At 65.0% G+C, this 17,492-nt stretch carries 13 protein-coding genes; 3 read left to right on the forward strand and 10 right to left on the reverse strand.

Going from position 1 to position 17,492, the window contains the following annotated elements; translation table 11 throughout:
• Window positions 1-14 precede the first annotated feature (14 nt).
• Window positions 15-983, forward strand: a complete 969-nt coding sequence (locus EWE75_RS17440) for a quinone oxidoreductase family protein (protein WP_130159385.1) — start codon at window positions 15-17, stop codon at window positions 981-983.
• Here EWE75_RS17440 and EWE75_RS17445 read toward each other — a convergent pair.
• The 5 genes from EWE75_RS17445 to EWE75_RS17465 all read right to left on the reverse strand — a co-directional run bounded on the left by EWE75_RS17445 (window position 980) and on the right by EWE75_RS17465 (window position 6,495).
• On the reverse strand, window positions 980-2,029 hold the full coding sequence (locus EWE75_RS17445; RefSeq protein WP_130159386.1) for an NADP-dependent oxidoreductase: 1,050 nt from the start codon (window positions 2,027-2,029) through the stop codon (window positions 980-982). The two genes, EWE75_RS17440 and EWE75_RS17445, sit on opposite strands and share 4 nt — an antisense overlap.
• Before the next feature lie 56 nt (window positions 2,030-2,085).
• The gene (locus tag EWE75_RS17450; protein WP_130159387.1) at window positions 2,086-2,877 is read right to left on the reverse strand and encodes an enoyl-CoA hydratase/isomerase family protein; all 792 of its coding nucleotides are present in this window, start codon (window positions 2,875-2,877) and stop codon (window positions 2,086-2,088) included.
• Window positions 2,874-3,941: a phosphotransferase gene (locus EWE75_RS17455; protein WP_130159388.1), complete on the reverse strand. Its 1,068-nt coding sequence runs from the start codon at window positions 3,939-3,941 to the stop codon at window positions 2,874-2,876. The genes EWE75_RS17450 and EWE75_RS17455 overlap by 4 nt, the downstream gene beginning before the upstream one ends.
• Window positions 3,938-4,699: an SDR family NAD(P)-dependent oxidoreductase gene (locus tag EWE75_RS17460; RefSeq protein WP_130159389.1), complete on the reverse strand. Its 762-nt coding sequence runs from the start codon at window positions 4,697-4,699 to the stop codon at window positions 3,938-3,940. The genes EWE75_RS17455 and EWE75_RS17460 overlap by 4 nt, the downstream gene beginning before the upstream one ends.
• A gap of 125 nt (window positions 4,700-4,824) precedes the next feature.
• Window positions 4,825-6,495: an FAD-dependent oxidoreductase gene (locus EWE75_RS17465; RefSeq protein WP_130159390.1), complete on the reverse strand. Its 1,671-nt coding sequence runs from the start codon at window positions 6,493-6,495 to the stop codon at window positions 4,825-4,827.
• A 704-nt stretch (window positions 6,496-7,199) separates the two neighbouring features.
• Here EWE75_RS17465 and EWE75_RS17470 point away from each other — a divergent pair.
• Entirely contained in the window at window positions 7,200-8,030 is an 831-nt protein-coding gene (locus EWE75_RS17470) for a 23S rRNA (adenine(2030)-N(6))-methyltransferase RlmJ (protein WP_130159391.1), read from the forward strand.
• Window positions 8,031-8,210: 180 nt separating this feature from the next.
• Here EWE75_RS17470 and EWE75_RS17475 read toward each other — a convergent pair whose 3' ends face one another.
• The 5 genes from EWE75_RS17475 to EWE75_RS17495 all read right to left on the reverse strand — a co-directional run bounded on the left by EWE75_RS17475 (window position 8,211) and on the right by EWE75_RS17495 (window position 16,675).
• The gene (locus tag EWE75_RS17475) at window positions 8,211-8,876 is read right to left on the reverse strand and encodes a hypothetical protein (RefSeq protein ID WP_130159392.1); all 666 of its coding nucleotides are present in this window, start codon (window positions 8,874-8,876) and stop codon (window positions 8,211-8,213) included.
• A 105-nt stretch (window positions 8,877-8,981) separates the two neighbouring features.
• Complete coding sequence (locus EWE75_RS17480; protein ID WP_130159393.1) at window positions 8,982-12,128, reverse strand: amidohydrolase family protein; 3,147 nt, start codon at window positions 12,126-12,128, stop codon at window positions 8,982-8,984.
• Between the two features lie 16 nt (window positions 12,129-12,144).
• Window positions 12,145-14,937 carry a TonB-dependent receptor plug domain-containing protein gene (locus tag EWE75_RS17485; RefSeq protein ID WP_231708427.1) on the reverse strand — a complete coding sequence of 931 codons (2,793 nt, stop codon included), beginning with the start codon at window positions 14,935-14,937 and terminating at the stop codon, window positions 12,145-12,147.
• Between the two features lie 132 nt (window positions 14,938-15,069).
• On the reverse strand, window positions 15,070-16,044 hold the full coding sequence (locus EWE75_RS17490) for a FecR family protein (RefSeq protein WP_165388431.1): 975 nt from the start codon (window positions 16,042-16,044) through the stop codon (window positions 15,070-15,072).
• Window positions 15,968-16,675 (reverse strand): RNA polymerase sigma factor, encoded by a 708-nt coding sequence (locus EWE75_RS17495; RefSeq protein WP_231708428.1) that lies wholly within the window; start codon window positions 16,673-16,675, stop codon window positions 15,968-15,970. Before EWE75_RS17495 ends, EWE75_RS17490 begins: the two co-directional genes overlap by 77 nt.
• A gap of 279 nt (window positions 16,676-16,954) precedes the next feature.
• Here EWE75_RS17495 and EWE75_RS17500 point away from each other — a divergent pair, with 279 nt between their 5' ends.
• The gene (locus EWE75_RS17500) at window positions 16,955-17,389 is read left to right on the forward strand and encodes a hypothetical protein (RefSeq protein ID WP_130159395.1); all 435 of its coding nucleotides are present in this window, start codon (window positions 16,955-16,957) and stop codon (window positions 17,387-17,389) included.
• The last annotated feature ends 103 nt before the right edge of the window (window positions 17,390-17,492 follow it).

Consider the following 17,492-nt stretch of genomic DNA (forward strand, 5'->3'; position numbering starts at 1 on the left):
TGGACGACAGCGCCATGAAAGCCGTGCATTACAGCCACAATGGCGGACCCGAGGTGATGGAATACGGCGAGGTTCCCGACCCGGTCGTGACGCCGCAGTCGGTGCTGATCGCCGTCGCGTGGATTTCGCTCGAAGGCGGCGATCTCCTCAACCGGCTGGTGACGCCGCCCAGCAGCATTCCGTTCGTGCCCGGGTATCAGGCCGCCGGGACCGTGATCGCGACCGGCGAGTCCGTCACGCGCTTTCGACCCGGCGACCGGGTGATCGGCTTCAACTGGAACGGGAGCCACGCCGAGTTGTTCGCGGTGCCCGAACATCATGCCTACCCCGTGCCCGACGACATGGATTTGCGCGGGGCCGCGACCATCCCGATCGCGTTCGGCACCGCGCACGATGCGCTGTTCGAATATGGTGGAACGAAGGCGGGCGACACCGTGCTGGTTCAAGGTGCGGCGGGTGGGGTCGGGCTGGCGGCGGTTCAGCTTGCGGCACGCGCGGGCGCGACGGTGATCGGCACCGCCGCCGGTGCGGAGCGGCTCGCACGGATTGCGCCCTTCGGGATGCACCACGGCATCGATTACACGCGCGAGGACATCGGCGAACGCTGCCTTGCGCTCACCGGCGGGCGTGGCGTCGATCTGGTGCTCGATCTGGCCGGCGGCAAAGGCAAGGACGCGCTGATGCGGGCCGTCCGCGCGCATGGGCGGTATGCCGTGATCGGCGCAGCAGCGGGCGATCTACCCAGTTTCGGCTTCTTCGAGCTGATCCGTAAGGCGCTCCACGTCGTCGGCATTTCGTTCGGCCGTGACATGCATACGCCGCGCGTTCATGCCCTGCTCGCCGATATCGTCGCGCAGGTCCATCGCGGCGCGCTGACCATGCCCGTTGCCGCAGAATTCGCCTTGTCAGACGCGGTTGCCGCCCACCGCTTCGTCGCGCAGAGCCATCCCTTCGGGCGCGTGCTGATGCGACCCGGCAGCTAGCCCGCGCGCTGCCAGTCCGCCAGGGTCGAGACCGAGTCGTCGAGGCGGACCAGCGTCTTGCCCGTGGTATCGCCGGACATCAGGCGGATGAAAGCGTCGACCGACGCCTCGAGCCCGGTCGAGACGTTTTCGGTGGCGATCAGCTCGCCCGAACGGACCCAGCCGGCCAGCGCATCCTCCGCTTCGTGGATCATATCGCCTGCCTCATAGGCAAGAAAACCGCGCATGGTGATGCGATTGACCAGCACCTGCCAGATATTGCGCAGGCGGTACGGATCGGTCTGATGGTTGTAATTGGCAATCATCCCGCACACCGGAATCCTGCCGAACGCCTTCATCCGGGGCAGCACCGTATCGAGCGTGACGCCACCAACGTTGTCGAAATAGAGATCGATGCCGTTCGGAAACTGCCGCGCGATTTCCGCATCCAGGCTGTCGCAGTCGCGGTAATTGATCGCGCCGTGGAAGCCCAGCACATCGGTGACGATCCGCGCCTTCGCATCGGTGCCGACCGTGCCGACCACCCGGCACCCGGAAAGCCGCGCCACCTGCCCCGCCACCGAGCCGACCGCGCCCGCCGCAGCGCTCACCAGCACGTCGTCGCCTGCGCGCATCTCGCCATAGAGCTTGAGGCCAACGTAGGCCGTGATCCCGGACCAGCCGCACGCCCCCATATAGGCCGTCAGCGGCAGATCATCGGCAATACGCACGTTCTCGATCCCGACCGCGCCGGGCGAAACGACGGAATGGGTTTCCCAGCCGACGAACGCCCGCCCATAATCGCCCTCGCGAAAATCCGGGTTGCGCGACTGGATCACCCGTCCCAGCACCATCGTGGGGATCAGGCCGCCGATCGGCACCGCCGGCAGGTAGCTCTTGACGTCGTCGAGCATGCCGCGAACCGCCGGGTCGATCGCGAAGACGCGATTCTGGAGCAGGACCTGGCCGTCTTCAAGCTCAGGAACCGACACCTCCTCGACCCGGAATGTGTCGGGATCGGGTATGCCCGTCGGGCGCGAGCGGAGCACGATGCGGCGGTTCAACATTGTCTTCTCTCCGGTATGTCGTCTTTTCGCAAACGTCGGCGGCACATGCCGCGAGCCTAGGGCAAGCCGTCGAACTCGGGCTTTCGTTTCGCGAGAAAGGCGCTGACGCCCTCGCGACCCTCCCGCCCAGCGCTGGCTACGGCAATGCCGCGCGCTTCCTGTTCGAGTTGCCCTTCCAGCGATTCGCCATAACTGGAAAGCAGCAGCGCCCGCGTCGCGCCAATCGCTTGCGTCGCGGCACCGGCGAGAAGCGCGGCCTGCGCCGAGCCCTCGGCCGCCAGCGCCGTGTCGTCGACCACGCGGGTCACCAGACCGATCGCAGCCGCGTCCGCTGCGCCGATCCGGCGGTTCGAAAGGAGGATGTCCTGCGCGCGGCGCATTCCGACAAGGCGAGGCAGCAGCCACGACATGCCGCCATCCGGGCTGAGCCCGACCGCGCCGTAAGCCGGCGTGAAATGCGCCGACGTCGCGGCGATCACGATGTCGCCGGCGATCGCGAGGCTGTAACCCGCGCCCGCCGCCGGCCCGTTCACCAGCACCAGTAGCGGCTTGCGCATCCGCATCAGGCGGCTCACCGCCATATGGAGAATGCCGGCAAGCTCGCTGACGAACGCCGCGACACCATCGCCCGCCGCCGCGATCGATCCGATATCACCACCCGCGCAGAACAATCTGCCGTTGCCGGTCAACACCACGCAGCGGATATTCGGATCGGTGTCGCATCGTATCGCCGCCGACAGCAACGCACGGGCCAGTCGCAGGTCGATCGCATTGCCCTCACCCGGACGATTGAGCGTGACGGTCGCAATCGCGTGGTCGATCGCAAGCAGAACGGGGTCATCGCTCATCCGCACCGCTCCATCGCGGCCCGCGCCAGTTGCGCCAGCCTGGGGAAATTCGCTGCACGGTCCTTGGCATGGGCGGATGCCGCAGTGCCACGGATGACGCGCCCGGCGATGCCGTGAAAGATCGCCGCGAGCCGGAAGATGTTGAACGCGATGTAGAATTCCCAGTCTGGAATCCCGCTGCGCCCGGTTCGGCGGCAATAGGCCGCGACATACGCCTGTTCGCTGGGAATATTCCCCGCAGCGAGATCAGCACCGGCGAGGCCGGCAACGATATCGGGCGGCATCTGGTACATCATCGCATGATAGGCGAAGTCAGCCAGGGGATGCCCCAGTGTCGACAGCTCCCAGTCGAGCACCGCGATCACGCGCGGTTCGGTCGGGTGGAAGATCATATTGTCGCAGCGGAAATCGCCGTGGACGATCGTCGTCTTGTCGCCCGGCGGAATGTGCGCGGGCAGCCATTCCACCAGCGCATCCATATCCGCATTCCGCCCCGCGTCCGCATCCTCCAGATACTGGCGGGACCAGCGGCCGATCTGGCGGGCGAAATAATTCCCCGGCTTGCCGTAATCCTCCAGCCCGAGCGCGCGGTAATCGATCTGGTGCAACCGCGCGATCGTATCGTTCATCGCGTCGAAGAACGCGGGGCGTTCCTGCGCGGCCACGCCGGGGAAGCTCGCATCCCAGAAAATGCGTCCCTCCACCATCTCCATCACGTAGAATCCGCTGCCGATCACGCTGTCGTCTTCGCACAGGCCGTACACCGTCGGCACCGGGAAGCCGACGCTGCCGAGCGCCGTTAGGATACGCGCCTCGCGTTCCACCGCGTGAGCGCCTTTCAGCAACGGGCCGGGCGGTTTGCGGCGCAGCACATAGGATCGGCCGGGCGTCACCAGCTTGTAGGTCGGGTTGGATTGCCCGCCCTTGAATTGCTCGACGGCGACGGGGCCGTCGAACCCCGCAACATGCGCGCCCATCCAACGGATCAGCGCCGCTTCGTCGAACCGGTGCGCCTCGCGGATCGGCGTGGTGCCGACATTGGCGTCAGCCGCAGCGGCGCTCATCTGGGCGCCATGCGGATCGCGCCGTCCAGCCGGATCGTTTCCCCGTTCAGCATCGGGTTGGCGATGATGCTTTCGACCAGGCGTGCATATTCCTCCGGTTTGCCGAGGCGGCTGGGGAATGGCACCTGCTGGCCGAGCGACTCTTGCGCCTCCTGCGGCAGCCCTGCGAGCATCGGCGTCCAGAAGATGCCCGGCGCGATCGTCATCACGCGAATGCCGTACCGGGCGAGTTCGCGCGCGACCGGCAAGGCCATGCTGGCCACCCCGCCCTTCGACGCGGCATAGGCCGCCTGCCCGATCTGCCCCTCGAACGCAGCGACGCTGGCGGTGTTGATGATGACGCCACGCTCTTCGCCGATCGCGTCTGCGTCATGGATGCGCGCGGCGAATTTCGACAGGACGTTGAACGTCCCGATCAGGTTGATCGTGACGACCTTGGTGAAATCCGCGAGCGGGGCGGCCTCCCCGTCGCGGCCGATCACTTTTGCCGGCGGGGCGATCCCTGCGCAATTGACGAGAATGCGCGCCTTGCCGTGCGCGTGTTCCGCATCGGCGAGCCCCGCTGCGACGGACGCCTCGTCCGTCACGTCGACCTTGACGAAATGCCCGCCGATCGCCTCCGCATGGGCGCTGCCCACAGCGACATTCACGTCGAAGATCGTGACCTTGGCGCCGGCCCCGGCCAGCAGCGTGGCGGTCGCACCCCCAAGGCCGGACGCCCCGCCGGTCACGATTGCCGCCATTCCCTTGATGTCCATGCTGTCCTCTCTCGTCGCGATCGTGTTGATGCCGTTGCCCCCGCACCGGGGCTCGGCCGCAGTATCGTCACCTGTTCAGATGATCCCGCCCAAGCCGACCGGCTTCGCTGCGGCGGTAGTGCGCGTCACGTCACCGCCGCGATCGCCCGATCGGCGGGCGCGCCGGTGTTGCGCCCGGCGATGTGTTTGCCTGCGAGATATCCGAACACCATGCCGGGGCCGAGCGTTCCGCCGCCACCGCCATAGGTCATCCCCATCATGCTCGCCATCGCGTTGCCGGCGGCATACAGGCCGGGGATCGGCCGCATATCGAGATCGAGTACGCGTCCCAATGTATCCGTTTGCGCGCCGCCCTTGGTGCCGAGCGCGCCGCTTTTCACTTCCGCCGCATAATATGGGCCGCCGTCGATCCGGCCGAGCGTGGCTTCCTTGCGGCCCTTGTGCGCGGGATCGCCCCAATACAGATCGTAATAGCTGTCACCGCGCCCGAAATCCTCGTCCACGCCGCTGTCCACGCTGGCGTTCCAGCGCGCCACCGTAGCCTCCAGTGTATCGCCGGGAATGCCGAGCGCGCGCGCCAGATCGGCGAGGGTCGCGCCGCGTGCGATCCAGTCCGCCGGCGTCTTGCCGTGGCTGCCCGCCGTGCCGATCAACTGCGCGTCGAGGAAGCCCCATCTGTCGTAAAAGGCCTGATTGAACACACACCAGCACGGCAGGTTGAGGTAGCTGCTGCTGTTCTGGTCGATCTCATGGAACGCGCTTCCGAAGGCATTGTAATTGGCGGCTTCGTTGCAGAACCTCTTCCCCTCGCGGTTGACCATGATGGTGCCCGGAAGCGTGCGCTCGCCCGTGAACAGCATCATGCCCTTCGCGTTGAGCGGTGCCTCGACGATCGGCATCCACCACGCCTCGCGCATCGACCCCATCATCGCGCCGACGCGCATCGCCATCTTCTGTCCGTCGCCGGTGTTGGTGTCGATCGACGCGGCATTTTGCAGCGGGCCGCGCAGATAGGCCTTTTTGAACGCCTCGTTGTGTTCGAAACCGCCGGTCGCCAACAGGACGTTCGCCGCGCGCAACACCTGCCCGTCGGCGAGCCGGACGCCGGCAATCGCCCCCTCTTCCATCACCAGATCGCTGCCGCCGGTGCCGAGCAGGAACGCCACGCCGCGATCGAGGCAGCCCTTCAGCAGCCGCCCGACCAGCGCGTGGCCAAGCCCGCGCTCGTCATTGGCGGCGCGGCGCGCCGCTTCCTCGCGCGGCAGCGGATCGGGCACCGCCTGCGCCAACGATGTCTCGCCGACCGTGAAATAGATATTGGGCCAGTAATAGGGTGACGTCTCGACCTTGTCGCGCCACGCGCCCAGTTCGCCATAGGGATAGACCGGGCACTCCAGCGTGCGCCCCCCGCGCGAGGCCGCGCCGGGCTGCTCGGGATGATAATCGGGGAAATGCGGAACCACGGAAAAGTGGACCGGGGTGCGATCCTCCAGGAAGGCCACCATCTCCAGCCCGCCATCGATATACGCCTCGGCCATCGCGGGATCGATCAGGCCGTTCGACATGCTGGCCAGATAGGTCAGCGCCTTTTCGCGGCTGTCTTCCTTGCCGAACGCCTTCATGTGCGGATTGCACGGTATCCAGATCTGCCCGCCCGACCATGCCGACGTGCCGCCAACCTTCTCGCCCTTTTCCACGACGAGGACGTGCGCGCCGTATTCGGCAGCAGTGAGCCCGGCGGTCAATCCGGCGGCGCCAGAGCCGAGCACGATCAGATCGTAGGAGTCGCCCGTCATCATCGCTCTCCGCAAAGGGCCCGCCGTTCGTCGGCGGCGCAGTCCAGGCGCCAGCCTCGCCGATACGCACCCTAAGCGAGCGGAGAGGCAATGCGGACTGATCTTTGGGACAGGCGCGGATACACGGGCGAACCGTCGCAGAGATGCTGGTGATCATCGTACGCTCCTTGGTTGAAAGGCGTCGCGATAATCCGCCTATGCAGCAGCAGGCTCAACCAAAGCGCAGATATCCGTGGGTCAACGGCACTTCAAATCTGGGCACCCATCCGGCGCCAGCGGGTTCGTACATGTCCCACGAGCTTCCGGCGACAGGCGACCAGAGCCGTGCCCGACCAATCCACGTTGTTCTAAATTAAGCGGGTGCAAGTCCGTTACTGACATAAGCAGACGCAGGCGTCAAAACGCCGCAGTTCTGATAATTCAGTGCTATATGACCTTTCCGCTGTCATCATGCGAACGGGCGCGTCGCGGTAATGCCAGTCGCGTCCGGTTTCTCGATGATCGAGCATTCCCATGCACCCGGAGCCTCACGTCTCCGCCTCTGGTGTCGATCGCTAACGCGGGCTTGAGGGCCGGCGCAGAAGTGCATTGAAGGTTTCGGCCCGACTTTATACCAGCACCGGCTTGGTTACTTCAATCGCCTCGCGCTCGGCACCCGCGCCCGGCAGCACGGATACGGTAGATCCTCAGGGTTTTGAATCGCAATGAATTATCGCCATTCCTTCCATGCTGGCAATAGCGCCGATGTCGTGAAGCACAGCCTATTGATCGCCCTCGTGCGGGCCTTGCAGCAAAAACCGGGCGCGCTGACCCTGATCGACACCCATGCCGGCTGCGGGCTGTACGACCTTGACGGCGAGGACGCCCAACGCACCGGCGAGTCCATGCAGGGCGTGCTGCGGGCCTTTGTCGACCCGAACCCCTTGCTGAACGACTACCGCGCCGCCGTACAGGCGGTGAATGTCGGGGCCGAGCCACACGTCTACCCCGGGTCGCCGCGAATTCTGGCGCAGCTTCTTCGCCCGCAGGATTTCCTGATCCTGAACGAAAAGCACCCCGATGACGCCTATACCTTGCGCGGCGTGATGCGCGACACATCCGCTGCCGTGCATGAGCGCGACGCCTACGAGCTTTGGCTGGCGTTGCTGCCGACCCGAACCGCGCGGGGCGTGGTGGTGGTCGACCCGCCGTACGAGCAACCGGACGAACGCGCACGTATCACAGCCACCCTCGCCGCCGCTTACCGCAAATGGGCGCATGGCGTGACGGTGATCTGGTATCCGCTGAAAGACCGCGCCACGCATTGGCGGTGGAAGGAGCAGTTACGCAAGCTCGGCATCCCGAAATTTCTGACGGTGGAGCATTGGTTGTACGATGACGATCAGCCCGACATCTATAACGGCGCGGGCCTTTATATCTTCAACCCGCCCTACGCCTTCACGCAGGCGCTGCCGCCTCTGCTGGAAGCGCTGCGCGCCGTGCTGGCGCCGGAGGGGCATAAAGGCGAGATTACAGCCGATTGGTTGGGCAATTAACAGCCAGATGCCGAAGTGGTGATGTGGGGTTTGGATTGGTCAGGCTGCCCCGGATGTGAAGGCGAGCAGCATGGCGCCGGTTTGGCCATCTCCCCCGTCCGATGAACAGGCAGGCGTCGCGATAGTGACGAACGCAGCCCTGATCCATCCGATCCGGGGCTTGTGCTTTGGCACGGCCTCTCAACGTCGACCCGGCGCAGGCTCGATTGGTAGCCGTGCAAGCTCTGCGAGCCGCGGTCGCGCATCCTGAACCTCGACGATCACGCCGCGATGGCCGGCATGTTGGGCCAGAATCGCGGTTCGAATCGGCATGCAGCCCGGATTGATCGACGGCAAAGGCGCGGCTGCCGCCCCGGGTGTGCCGCTTTGCTCGATCGCGGCGGACAGCAGCATGGCACCGCCTGCGCAAAGATCGGCCTTCGCCTTGGATGTGCCCGGCCGTAGCCATGTCAGGCCGCCGGCAGGATTTACGCCCGTCGGTTTGCCATATCGGGCAACAAGCGCCGCTCGCGTATCCTCGATCGGGAGTGGAGTGTCGGTGAAATCATACGAGGCGCGGAGCTTCCATACCGTTCCGGCAGCGGTGAAATCGACCGTGAGAGTGTGCAGGCCGCATTCAAGAACAAGCAGCTTGGGATCATCGGACGGAGACGTGGTACAGCGGCTCCCCAGGATTGCCGCTGCCGGCGTATGGGCCAGCAACGCGGCCCGGTTCATGCCAATGCGAGCACCGAAGAAATCGACCGTGGCGATGAGCCGCGTCGAGGGTGGCACCTGCGCCAGCGCCGGGGCACTGGAAGCAACAACAGCGATCAGGAACCCGGCAACGATCTTTGATCCGTTCATCATACAGGTCGAACCAAATAGCTACATGCATGTTCCGGCGCGCTCACGGCGCCCCGGCCCGACGGCTGTCCCGCAGGCAGCGTCATCAAGGCCTCCGTCCATCATTCAGGCGTTGAGCTGAGGATGCCAGTGATCCGCACAGCAGGAAGCGCGGCCGGTTTCGACATACGCAGCCGTTTCCCAATACTGGTGCGAATGCCCGTCGCGTGCCGGAAGTTCGTGATTGCGCACGGTAGAATGTGCTGGCGCGGCAAACGGCGCCATCAGCGATTCGGGCGTATGGATATAGCCATTGGCGATCACCTTGCGGACCTCGGCGGCATCCTCGATCCGTCCGAGTGGATCGCCATCGACGAGGATCATATCCGCGAGCATTCCGGGAGCGATGCGGCCGAGCGGCTCGTTGAGGAACGCCCCGGCGTTGCTCGTCGCGGTCTTCAGCGCATCGACGGGTGCGATCCCGAACTTCACCATGCCGCGCAGGTTCAGATGCAGACTGATCGCGACCAGATCGATCGGCGCGTCGGTGCCCGAGATCACCTTGCCACCCAGCGCCATCGTCTGCTGGATTTGCGCGACCTGACGGCGAAGCGAGGTTAGGAATGTGTCCCGATCGCCATCCCGCATTGCCGCGACACGCTGCATCAGCTTGGCATATTCCCAGGGCGGGAACAGCGTCTTGATACGACGGTCGCGCGCGAGGCCATCGTCCTCACCGAGCAACACGCTCGCCACGAACAGCGTCGGCGTGCGGCCGGCGTGCGCGGCGGCGAACAGGCCGTTGACGTCCTGATAGCCGCCGCCGCCGCTGGTGATGGTGCGCGAATAGCCGTAGCGGTTGGTCGCGCCGAGATGCTCCATGCAATCCATGCCGCTGAGCAAGGCCGGATAGTGATAATGAGAACTCAGGTGCATGCCCATCGCATGCGCCTGTTCGATGACCTCCTTCTGGATGTCGTGGCGCATGCGGACATAGGTTTTCACCATGTCGTAATCGAGTGCCTTGGCGCGCGCCATTTCCAACGCCATCTGACCGGGCTCGGTGACCGGCCGCATGAAATTGTAGTAGATACGGGAGCCATCCACAGCCTCGCCGGTGGCGAAGTGGCGCGCGGCGATGCGTTTGCCGCTCTGGATCGCCTCGCGGTCCTCCACCATATGATAGGCAGGCGCCCCCGGGCTCCGCGTCGCGGTAACGCCCATTGCCAGCCAGATCCGGCCCATGCGATCGCCGTAATTATAGCCCTGCATCTGCCGGTGCGTGTGCATGTCGACAAGGCCGGGCATGAGCGTGAGCGCGCCCGCATCCTCGATCTTCGCGTTGGCGTCGCTTGCGCTACCCGCCCCGGTTATCGCGACGATCCGATTGCCATCGATCACGATGTCGGCCGGTCCGGCATAACCGGCGCTGGTGCCGTCCCAATGGTGCGCGGTGCGCAGGATCGTGCGGTCCTTGGGCTTGGCGTTGGCCCAAGCGAGCCGGCACGGCACGATGACGGGCGTGCCTCCAGTCGCCGGCACGATCTGCAATCTGCCGTTGCTCAGATACAGCAGATGCCGTGAATCGCCGCTCCAGCTCGGCGCGTCGGTAACGTCGCTGGAAATGCGCTTCGGTGCGCCCACGAAGCTGCCGTTCGGATTGACCGCGACCGTCCATAAGGTGCTGGCGAAGACATAAGCCAGCGTCTTGCCGTCCGGCGACCACACCGGGCCGTCGAGGCCACGTACGCCCAGCGACTTGCCCGGTGCGATCGCCGTGTACGTGCCCTTGCCGGTCGCGACATCGACGGTGAGAATCTCGGAATGGCCTTCGCGGTATCGCGCGCTGACCGGCTTGAAGGCGGCATAGGCGATCGTCTTGCCATCCGGCCCGAAACTCGGCCGGCCCGGTTCCCACAAAGCACCGAACACCTTGCGCACCGCACCGCTCGCTACATCGACCGTATGAAGCGCGCCGTCCTGATCGAGGAACGCGATCGTCTTGCCGTCCTGCGACCAGCTCGGCGAAACCGCGCCCTGATCGGGAAGGTTGGTGAGTTGCCGCTCCACGCCGCGCGCCATGTCGCGCAGCCAGATGTCGAGCGTGCCGCCGCGATCGCAGGCATAGGCCAGCCACATACCGTCCGGCGACCAAGCGGGATCGACCTTGTACCAGCGATCGGCGACGAGCGGCTTCGGCACCCCCCCGATCGTCAGCAGGTACAGGTCGTTAAGCGCGCCGAACACGATCTGCCGCCCATCCGGCGACAGTTGCGGCCCAACGATACCGACGACCGGCTTGGGCTTGACGCTGTAGAAATCCCGCGTCTTCTTGACGTAGCGCGGCGTCGAGACCGGAACCGCGCATTTGATCGCGACCACACTCTTGTCGCCAGCCGACCAGCGCCGGATCTTGCCGCCCGACCCGTAGAGGAAGTCCGCGCCAATCCAGGCGGGGCGAAACGGGTAGAGATCCTCGCCGACGATTACGTCCTTGCCCTCGACGACGAGCGTCGCGCCCTTGCCGTCGATGCGGGTGAAGGCGAGCCTGCCATCGGGCGCAAAGCTCGGCGCGTGCAGTTCGGAGGCGTGGAAGCGATCGGTCGAGACCGGCACCGACGCGACCATTTGCGCCGCGCCGCCGCCTATGTCCGCCATCATCAGCCGGGTGGCATCGGCGACATACGCGAGCCGCTTGCCATCGGGCGACCAGCAGGGTTCCGAATCCTGCGATTTTCCAGTTGAGAACGGCGTTACCGTACCGCTCGCCACGTCGAGCAGGTAGATAGCGTAGCGGCCACCGGCACGGTCGCTTGAGAAGGCGATGGTCTTCCCATCGGGGGACCAGCGCGGTTCGCGATCGTCGCAACTGCCATCGGTATGCTGGACGAGCGCGCCGCCGGTGCCGGGTACGGTCCAGATGTGAAAATTGCCGGTGCGATAGGACTGGAATGCGATGCGCTTGCCATCGGGTGACCAGTCAGGCTGACCGAGATCGTCATAGGCGCCGGTCAGCTTGGTCGGGACGCCGCCCGCGGCCGGCACGGTCCACAGGATGCCAAGCAGATCGAAAGCGACATGCCCACCGTCCGGCGACATGGTGAGCGCGACGTTGGTCACGTCCTCGACGATCACCGTCTTCGCAGCCGGCGGTGCAGCCCTGCCTGCGCCGCCTGCACCGCTTGCGGCGGCACTCGCGATCAGCGCGCCGGCGCTGCCAGCCGCCAGTGTTTCGCGGCGCGTCAGTCCATTGCGCGAATGCCGATCCGTCATGTTCTTACTCCGCGCGTCAGAAGCTGAGGTTGATCTTTCCGTAGTAGAAGCCGCCGCTGAACCCGTAGGGCGAATAGGAATTGTACAGCGCGAAGCCGGTATTGCCCTGGTTCACCGCCGACAGCTTGTTCGGGTAGATGTTGAACAGGTTGTTCGCACCGGCGGAGAGCTTGATTCCCTGGGTCAATTGGTAGCCGAGTTCCAGATCGAACAACACCTTCGGCTTGATCGTATCGTCATGGTAGATGCCGTCAGCCGCGCGGACGGCGGCAACCTGGGTGACCTCGCCGTAGCGCGTCGCGCGCACGTTTGCGGAGACGGCGCCGAGCGTCCAGTAGAGGTTGACGATCTGCTTGTTGCGCGGCGTACCCCTGGTGAAATCGCCTTGTCGCGCGCGATCGATAAGGGACAGTCCCTGCGCGGCCAGTACAGCCGGTACGTCGAGCCGGGTGAACTTGGTCTTGTTGATGTTCCCCGACACGGTCAGCACCGCCTTGCCGAAATCACCGAGACCGGCACGGTAGGTCGCGACCACATCGAGCCCTCGGGTGCGCGTGCTCGCCGCGTTCGAGAAGAAGAAACCGCTCTGCACGGGGTTGAGACCGGCCGCACTGAGAATTGTCGCGACCGGGTTGAGCGTGCCGTTCGCGGCGATCGCGCCGGTCAGCGTGCCCGACAGCAGAATGCGGTTATCGATCTCGATCTGATAGGCGTCGATCGTGACGTTGAGGTTATTGATCGGCGTCAGCACGAGGCCGGCCGAATAGTTGGTCGACTTCTCCGGTCGAAGAGACTGCGAGCCAAGCGCACGGGCTACCGGATCATCGACCGGCAACGCACGCACCGGCGCCAGCACCGTGGTGGTCGCCCCCGGCAGCAGCACGCCGATCGTCGAGGATGAGGCATAATGTTCCTGCTGCAACGTCGGCGCGCGGAACCCGGTGCTGATCGTGCCGCGCACGGCGATGCCGCGAATCGGCTCGATCCGCGCCGACACCTTGTAATTGTTGGTGGTTCCGAAGTCCGAATACGCCTCGTGCCGGCCCGATGCCGACACTTCCAGCCATCGCGCGACTTTCTGGCTGAGGTCGATGTAGATGCTCTTGTTATTGCGCCCGAACGTGCCAGCCGCAGAAGGCGGAAAGCCCGTCACGCCTTGCGAGCCCGCTTGGCGGATGACCCCGGCATTGGGCTGGCCGGCCGGGGTCCGATATCCGCCATCCACATAAGACGGCACGTCACCCGCGCCGATCTCATAGGTGTCCTCCCGATACTCGGCGCCGACCGCGATTTGCAGCGGCTCGACGAAACCGAGCTCGACATGCTTGGTGAGGTCGAGGTTGCTCGTCCATTCGGTGCCGATCACCTTGCCGATATAGAAGGTGCTCGGACTCGCCGGCCCGAGCGACGCGTTGAGTGCGGTGGTCTCGACGTAGCGGACCTTGTTGTAGCCGTAGCTGGTACTCAGGTCGAAATGCACACCAAGCGGCCCCTCGCCGCGCACGCCACCGGAGACCTGATAATCCTCGTCGTGGACGTGCAGGTGCGGAATGTAGCCGTTGGGATAGATTTGCGGAATGTTGTTGGTCGCGGCGGGATTGCGGAAGGTAAGAAAGGCATCGGCCTCGCGCTTGGAGCCGGTGCCGAACACATAGGCCTCGATGTCGCTCGTGCCGAGCGTCTGCGCGACATCGACCGAGCCGTTGACGCCGACCACCTGCGGCTGGCCGGGCTTGTTGACGCGGCGATCGGCGGTCGCCTCGCGCGGATCGCCGGCGAAGTAAAGCTGCGAGAGGTTCGGCCCACCGCGAATGGTGCGGCCCTGCATATAGCCATCGACCGAGAGGTGGATATGGCCGCCCGGTGTCGTGATCCCCTTGTCGATCTGGAACCGCCCGGTCTCGCCGCCGCCGTCGCCGTTCGCGCCGCCGATCACCGTCGCAGAACCCGACGCGTCCTTCTTCAAGATGATGTTGACGACGCCCGCGATCGCGTCCGAGCCATATTGCGCCGACGCCCCGTCGCGCAGCACTTCGATATGGTCGATCGCGTTGGCGGGAATGAGATCGAGGTCGGGCGGTGATTGGCCGTTCTGGGTGGTGCCGTTGATGAACAGCGTCGCAGTGTTGTGACGGCGCTTGCCGTTGACGAGGACCAGTACCTGATCGCCCGAAAGCCCGCGCAGCGACAGGGTCTTGACTGCGAAGCTCGCGCCAGACCCGCTGCTCGACACGCTGATCGAGGGAACGAGCGTACCAAGCAGGTCGCGCACCGATTGCTTGCCCGAGGTCTGGAGATCGGCTTTGCTCACAACATCGATCGGCGCGAGGCTCTGCGCGACGGTGCGGTTGGTCTGCCGGGTGCCCGTGACGATGACGTCGGTCGGCGCCTCCTGCTGCGGCGAGGGCTCGGCCGCCGGCGCGGGGGCTGGCGCCGCCACCGCATCAGAGGTGAAGCCAGCCGGTCGCAGCCCGGCCTTGCTCCGCGCCGCAATCGTAAAGGTACGGTCCCGCGCATAGGCGAGTTGTAACGGCGTCCCCTCGATCATCCGGGAAAGCGCCTCACTGGTGGAAAGCCAGCCGCGCACCGACCGTACTTCGTACCGGCTCGCCTCCTCGTAAGGAAACAGGATTCGCATCGACGATTGCCGCGACAGCGACAGTAATGCTGCATTCAGGCCCTGCGCCGGGATGTCGAAATGATGTTTTTCCGAAAGCGCCTTGGAAGGCTCGACGACGGCAAGCGCCGGTGGTGCCGCAAGCGCCAGGCACGCGACGGAGGCATAGAGCATGGGCAGCATCAAACGCATTGGCAATTCCCCCTTAGCCACAGCGGACGATCTTCGTCTCCCGAGGTAAAACGGAACTGGCCGGGCAAACCCGCCATAGAAATGTAACGAAAAGTTCAGATTCGCCTTCGAGCGGATGCGTGCCGCTCGGACCTACGTCGTCTGGTCCGCGTACATCAGCAGGACGGAGCCATTGTCTTCGTTGGCCGAATGAACTGGCAGCGTTTGCTCGAGCGCGCGCAAGAAGTCCGAAGACTCATCGGTGCGGAAACGGCCGCCGATACGCAGCCCGGCGATGCGTTGATCGCCGATCAGAATCGGCGCGGCGCGATAGCGATTGAACTCGGCGACAGCCTCACCGACCGTCTCCCCGTTCAACAGGATCATGCGCTCGCGCCATGCCACGCGCTTCGCGATCGCACCTTCGTCCATGTGGCCGACCGCGACCGTCCTCGGCTGGATCACCGCGGATTCGCCCATCGGCACCCGCCGCATCACGCCCCCCGCCGTCCGCACGCCGACGATGCCGTGCGTCACCGTGAGCTCAACCACCGCACCGCGCAGCCGGATGTTGAACGCGGTTCCGATCGCCCGCACGACGCCGCCCGGCACCGCGACATCGAATGGTCGCGCGGGATCATGCGCAACATCGAAATATGCCTCTCCGCGCACCAGCGAAAGCTGCCGCCGATCGGCCGACAGCGCGACCTGGACCTGCGTGTCCGTGTTGAGATGCACGCGCGATCCGTCTGCCAGCGCCACGTCCCGCGCCTCGCCGATCGCGGTGCTGTAACGCGTCGCCCGGCTGAGCCAAACGCCGAGCGGAACGATGGCGGCCGCAGCCGCGGCGACCGAGGCACCAGCAATCACCTTGCGGCGGGTGAAACCGTGCGCCGCCGATGCTGCGCTTACGGGATGAGGCGCCGAGAAATCCTGTCCCTTCAGCCGTTGCCCGGCGTCCCACGCCACTTCCGCCTGCGCATAGGCGACGGCATGTCGCGGATCGCGCTCGATCCAGTCGGTGATCGTCAGGCGCGTCGCAGGATCGGGGTCATTTAAGGATGCCGCGAGATAGGCTGCTGCCTGCGCCTCGATGGCGTCCCGGGTCTGCCCTGCGCTCCTGCTCAATCGGGCCATTCCCTTGCTGTGCCAGCGCCGCCATAAACAACCGGATCGCCCTGCCCAAATGCTTTTCGACCGTAGAAACGGACAGACCCATCTGACCCGCTATCTCGGCCATGGATTTTTCGTGAATGCGACGCGCGATGAAGACACGGCGGCATTGATCCGGCAGATCATCGAGAACGCGTTGCACGCGCCGCAGTTCGTCACGCGCGCAGAGCTGAGCTTCGCTGTCGAGGCTTGAGCGAAGCAGTTCCACTTCGCTGATCGTCTCGAAAGACACCACCTTCTCACGGCGCGCCTGATCGATGACAAGATTGCGCGCAATAGTGAAAAGATAGGCCCGCCCGTGTGTCACCTCACGCCAGTTCGGATTGGCATAAGCGCGCGCCAGGATTTCCGCGATGAGATCCTGATGCTCATGATCGCCGGGGGATAGCCGGCGCACGCGAGCACTCAGCGCGGCCTGGTGCGGCAGGATGATCGTCTTGAACCAGTCGAGCTTCGCACGAAGATGTTCCATTAGCGACCCCGTTGTTGTCGCGTTCCCGACATCTCTCTCCATTCTTTCCTCTGAGGAAACTTTCACGAAACTCAGGATTTGTCCACCGTGGATCTGGCCGGGTCGGTCGGGCATCGTGCTCCTACCCGGCCGCGTTTGCCGCCCCGCACTGAATAGCGGACACTGGTTCGCGCGCTGCCGGTTTGGCATGGGCGTGGGAGCGTTCGCTCCAGCGTGCCGCTAAAGCAGGACGCGCGGCGCTGAGATCGCGCCGCTGATCGCGGGCCTCCCGGCGCGATGCTCGCGCTGGTAAAGCTGGAAGCGCCGCACATCCTCGGCGGTCGTCGTATCTGGCGAGCGTCTGAGAAAGCCCGAAAGGCGCGAACGTGACGGACTGCGCTTCACAGCCATCTCATGGACCCGGCGCTCTTTGCGGCATTCTGTGACGATTTCACGCGCGAGTTGAACCGGGTCAGCATGGAGGGTGGTGCCGCAATCACACCGGCGCGCGCGGAGATCGACAAACTCGAGCGCGATATCGACGCTACGATAGAGATGATGATCCGCCTGGGGCCGGGCCCATCGACCGATCGCCTTAACGGCAAGGTGGTAAGGCTGGAGGCAAGGCAGAAAACGCTAAAGGACTTCGTGGCCGAGGCGAAGGAGCCGCCTGCTCTGCTCCACCCGGAGATGGCGGGCTATTGCCGCCAACAGGTGACCGCGCTGCACGAGCTTCTCGAGCATGGCCCTGAGACAGAGCGGATGAGAGCATCGGAAATCCTGCGCTCTCTGGTGTCCGCCATCGTACTGACGCCCGGCGATGACGGCCTTTCGATCGACGTGCAGTAACCGACCGATTGAGGCCGCCTGCCGAAAGGTGGTGTGAGCGCGTAAGAGACGTCCATAAGGACGTCTTTATGGACGTCCTGAGCCAGAGCGAGGGACGGCGATG

The sequence above is a fragment of the Sphingomonas populi genome (genome assembly GCF_004208535.1).
Classification (GTDB): Bacteria; Pseudomonadota; Alphaproteobacteria; order Sphingomonadales; family Sphingomonadaceae; genus Sphingomonas; species Sphingomonas populi.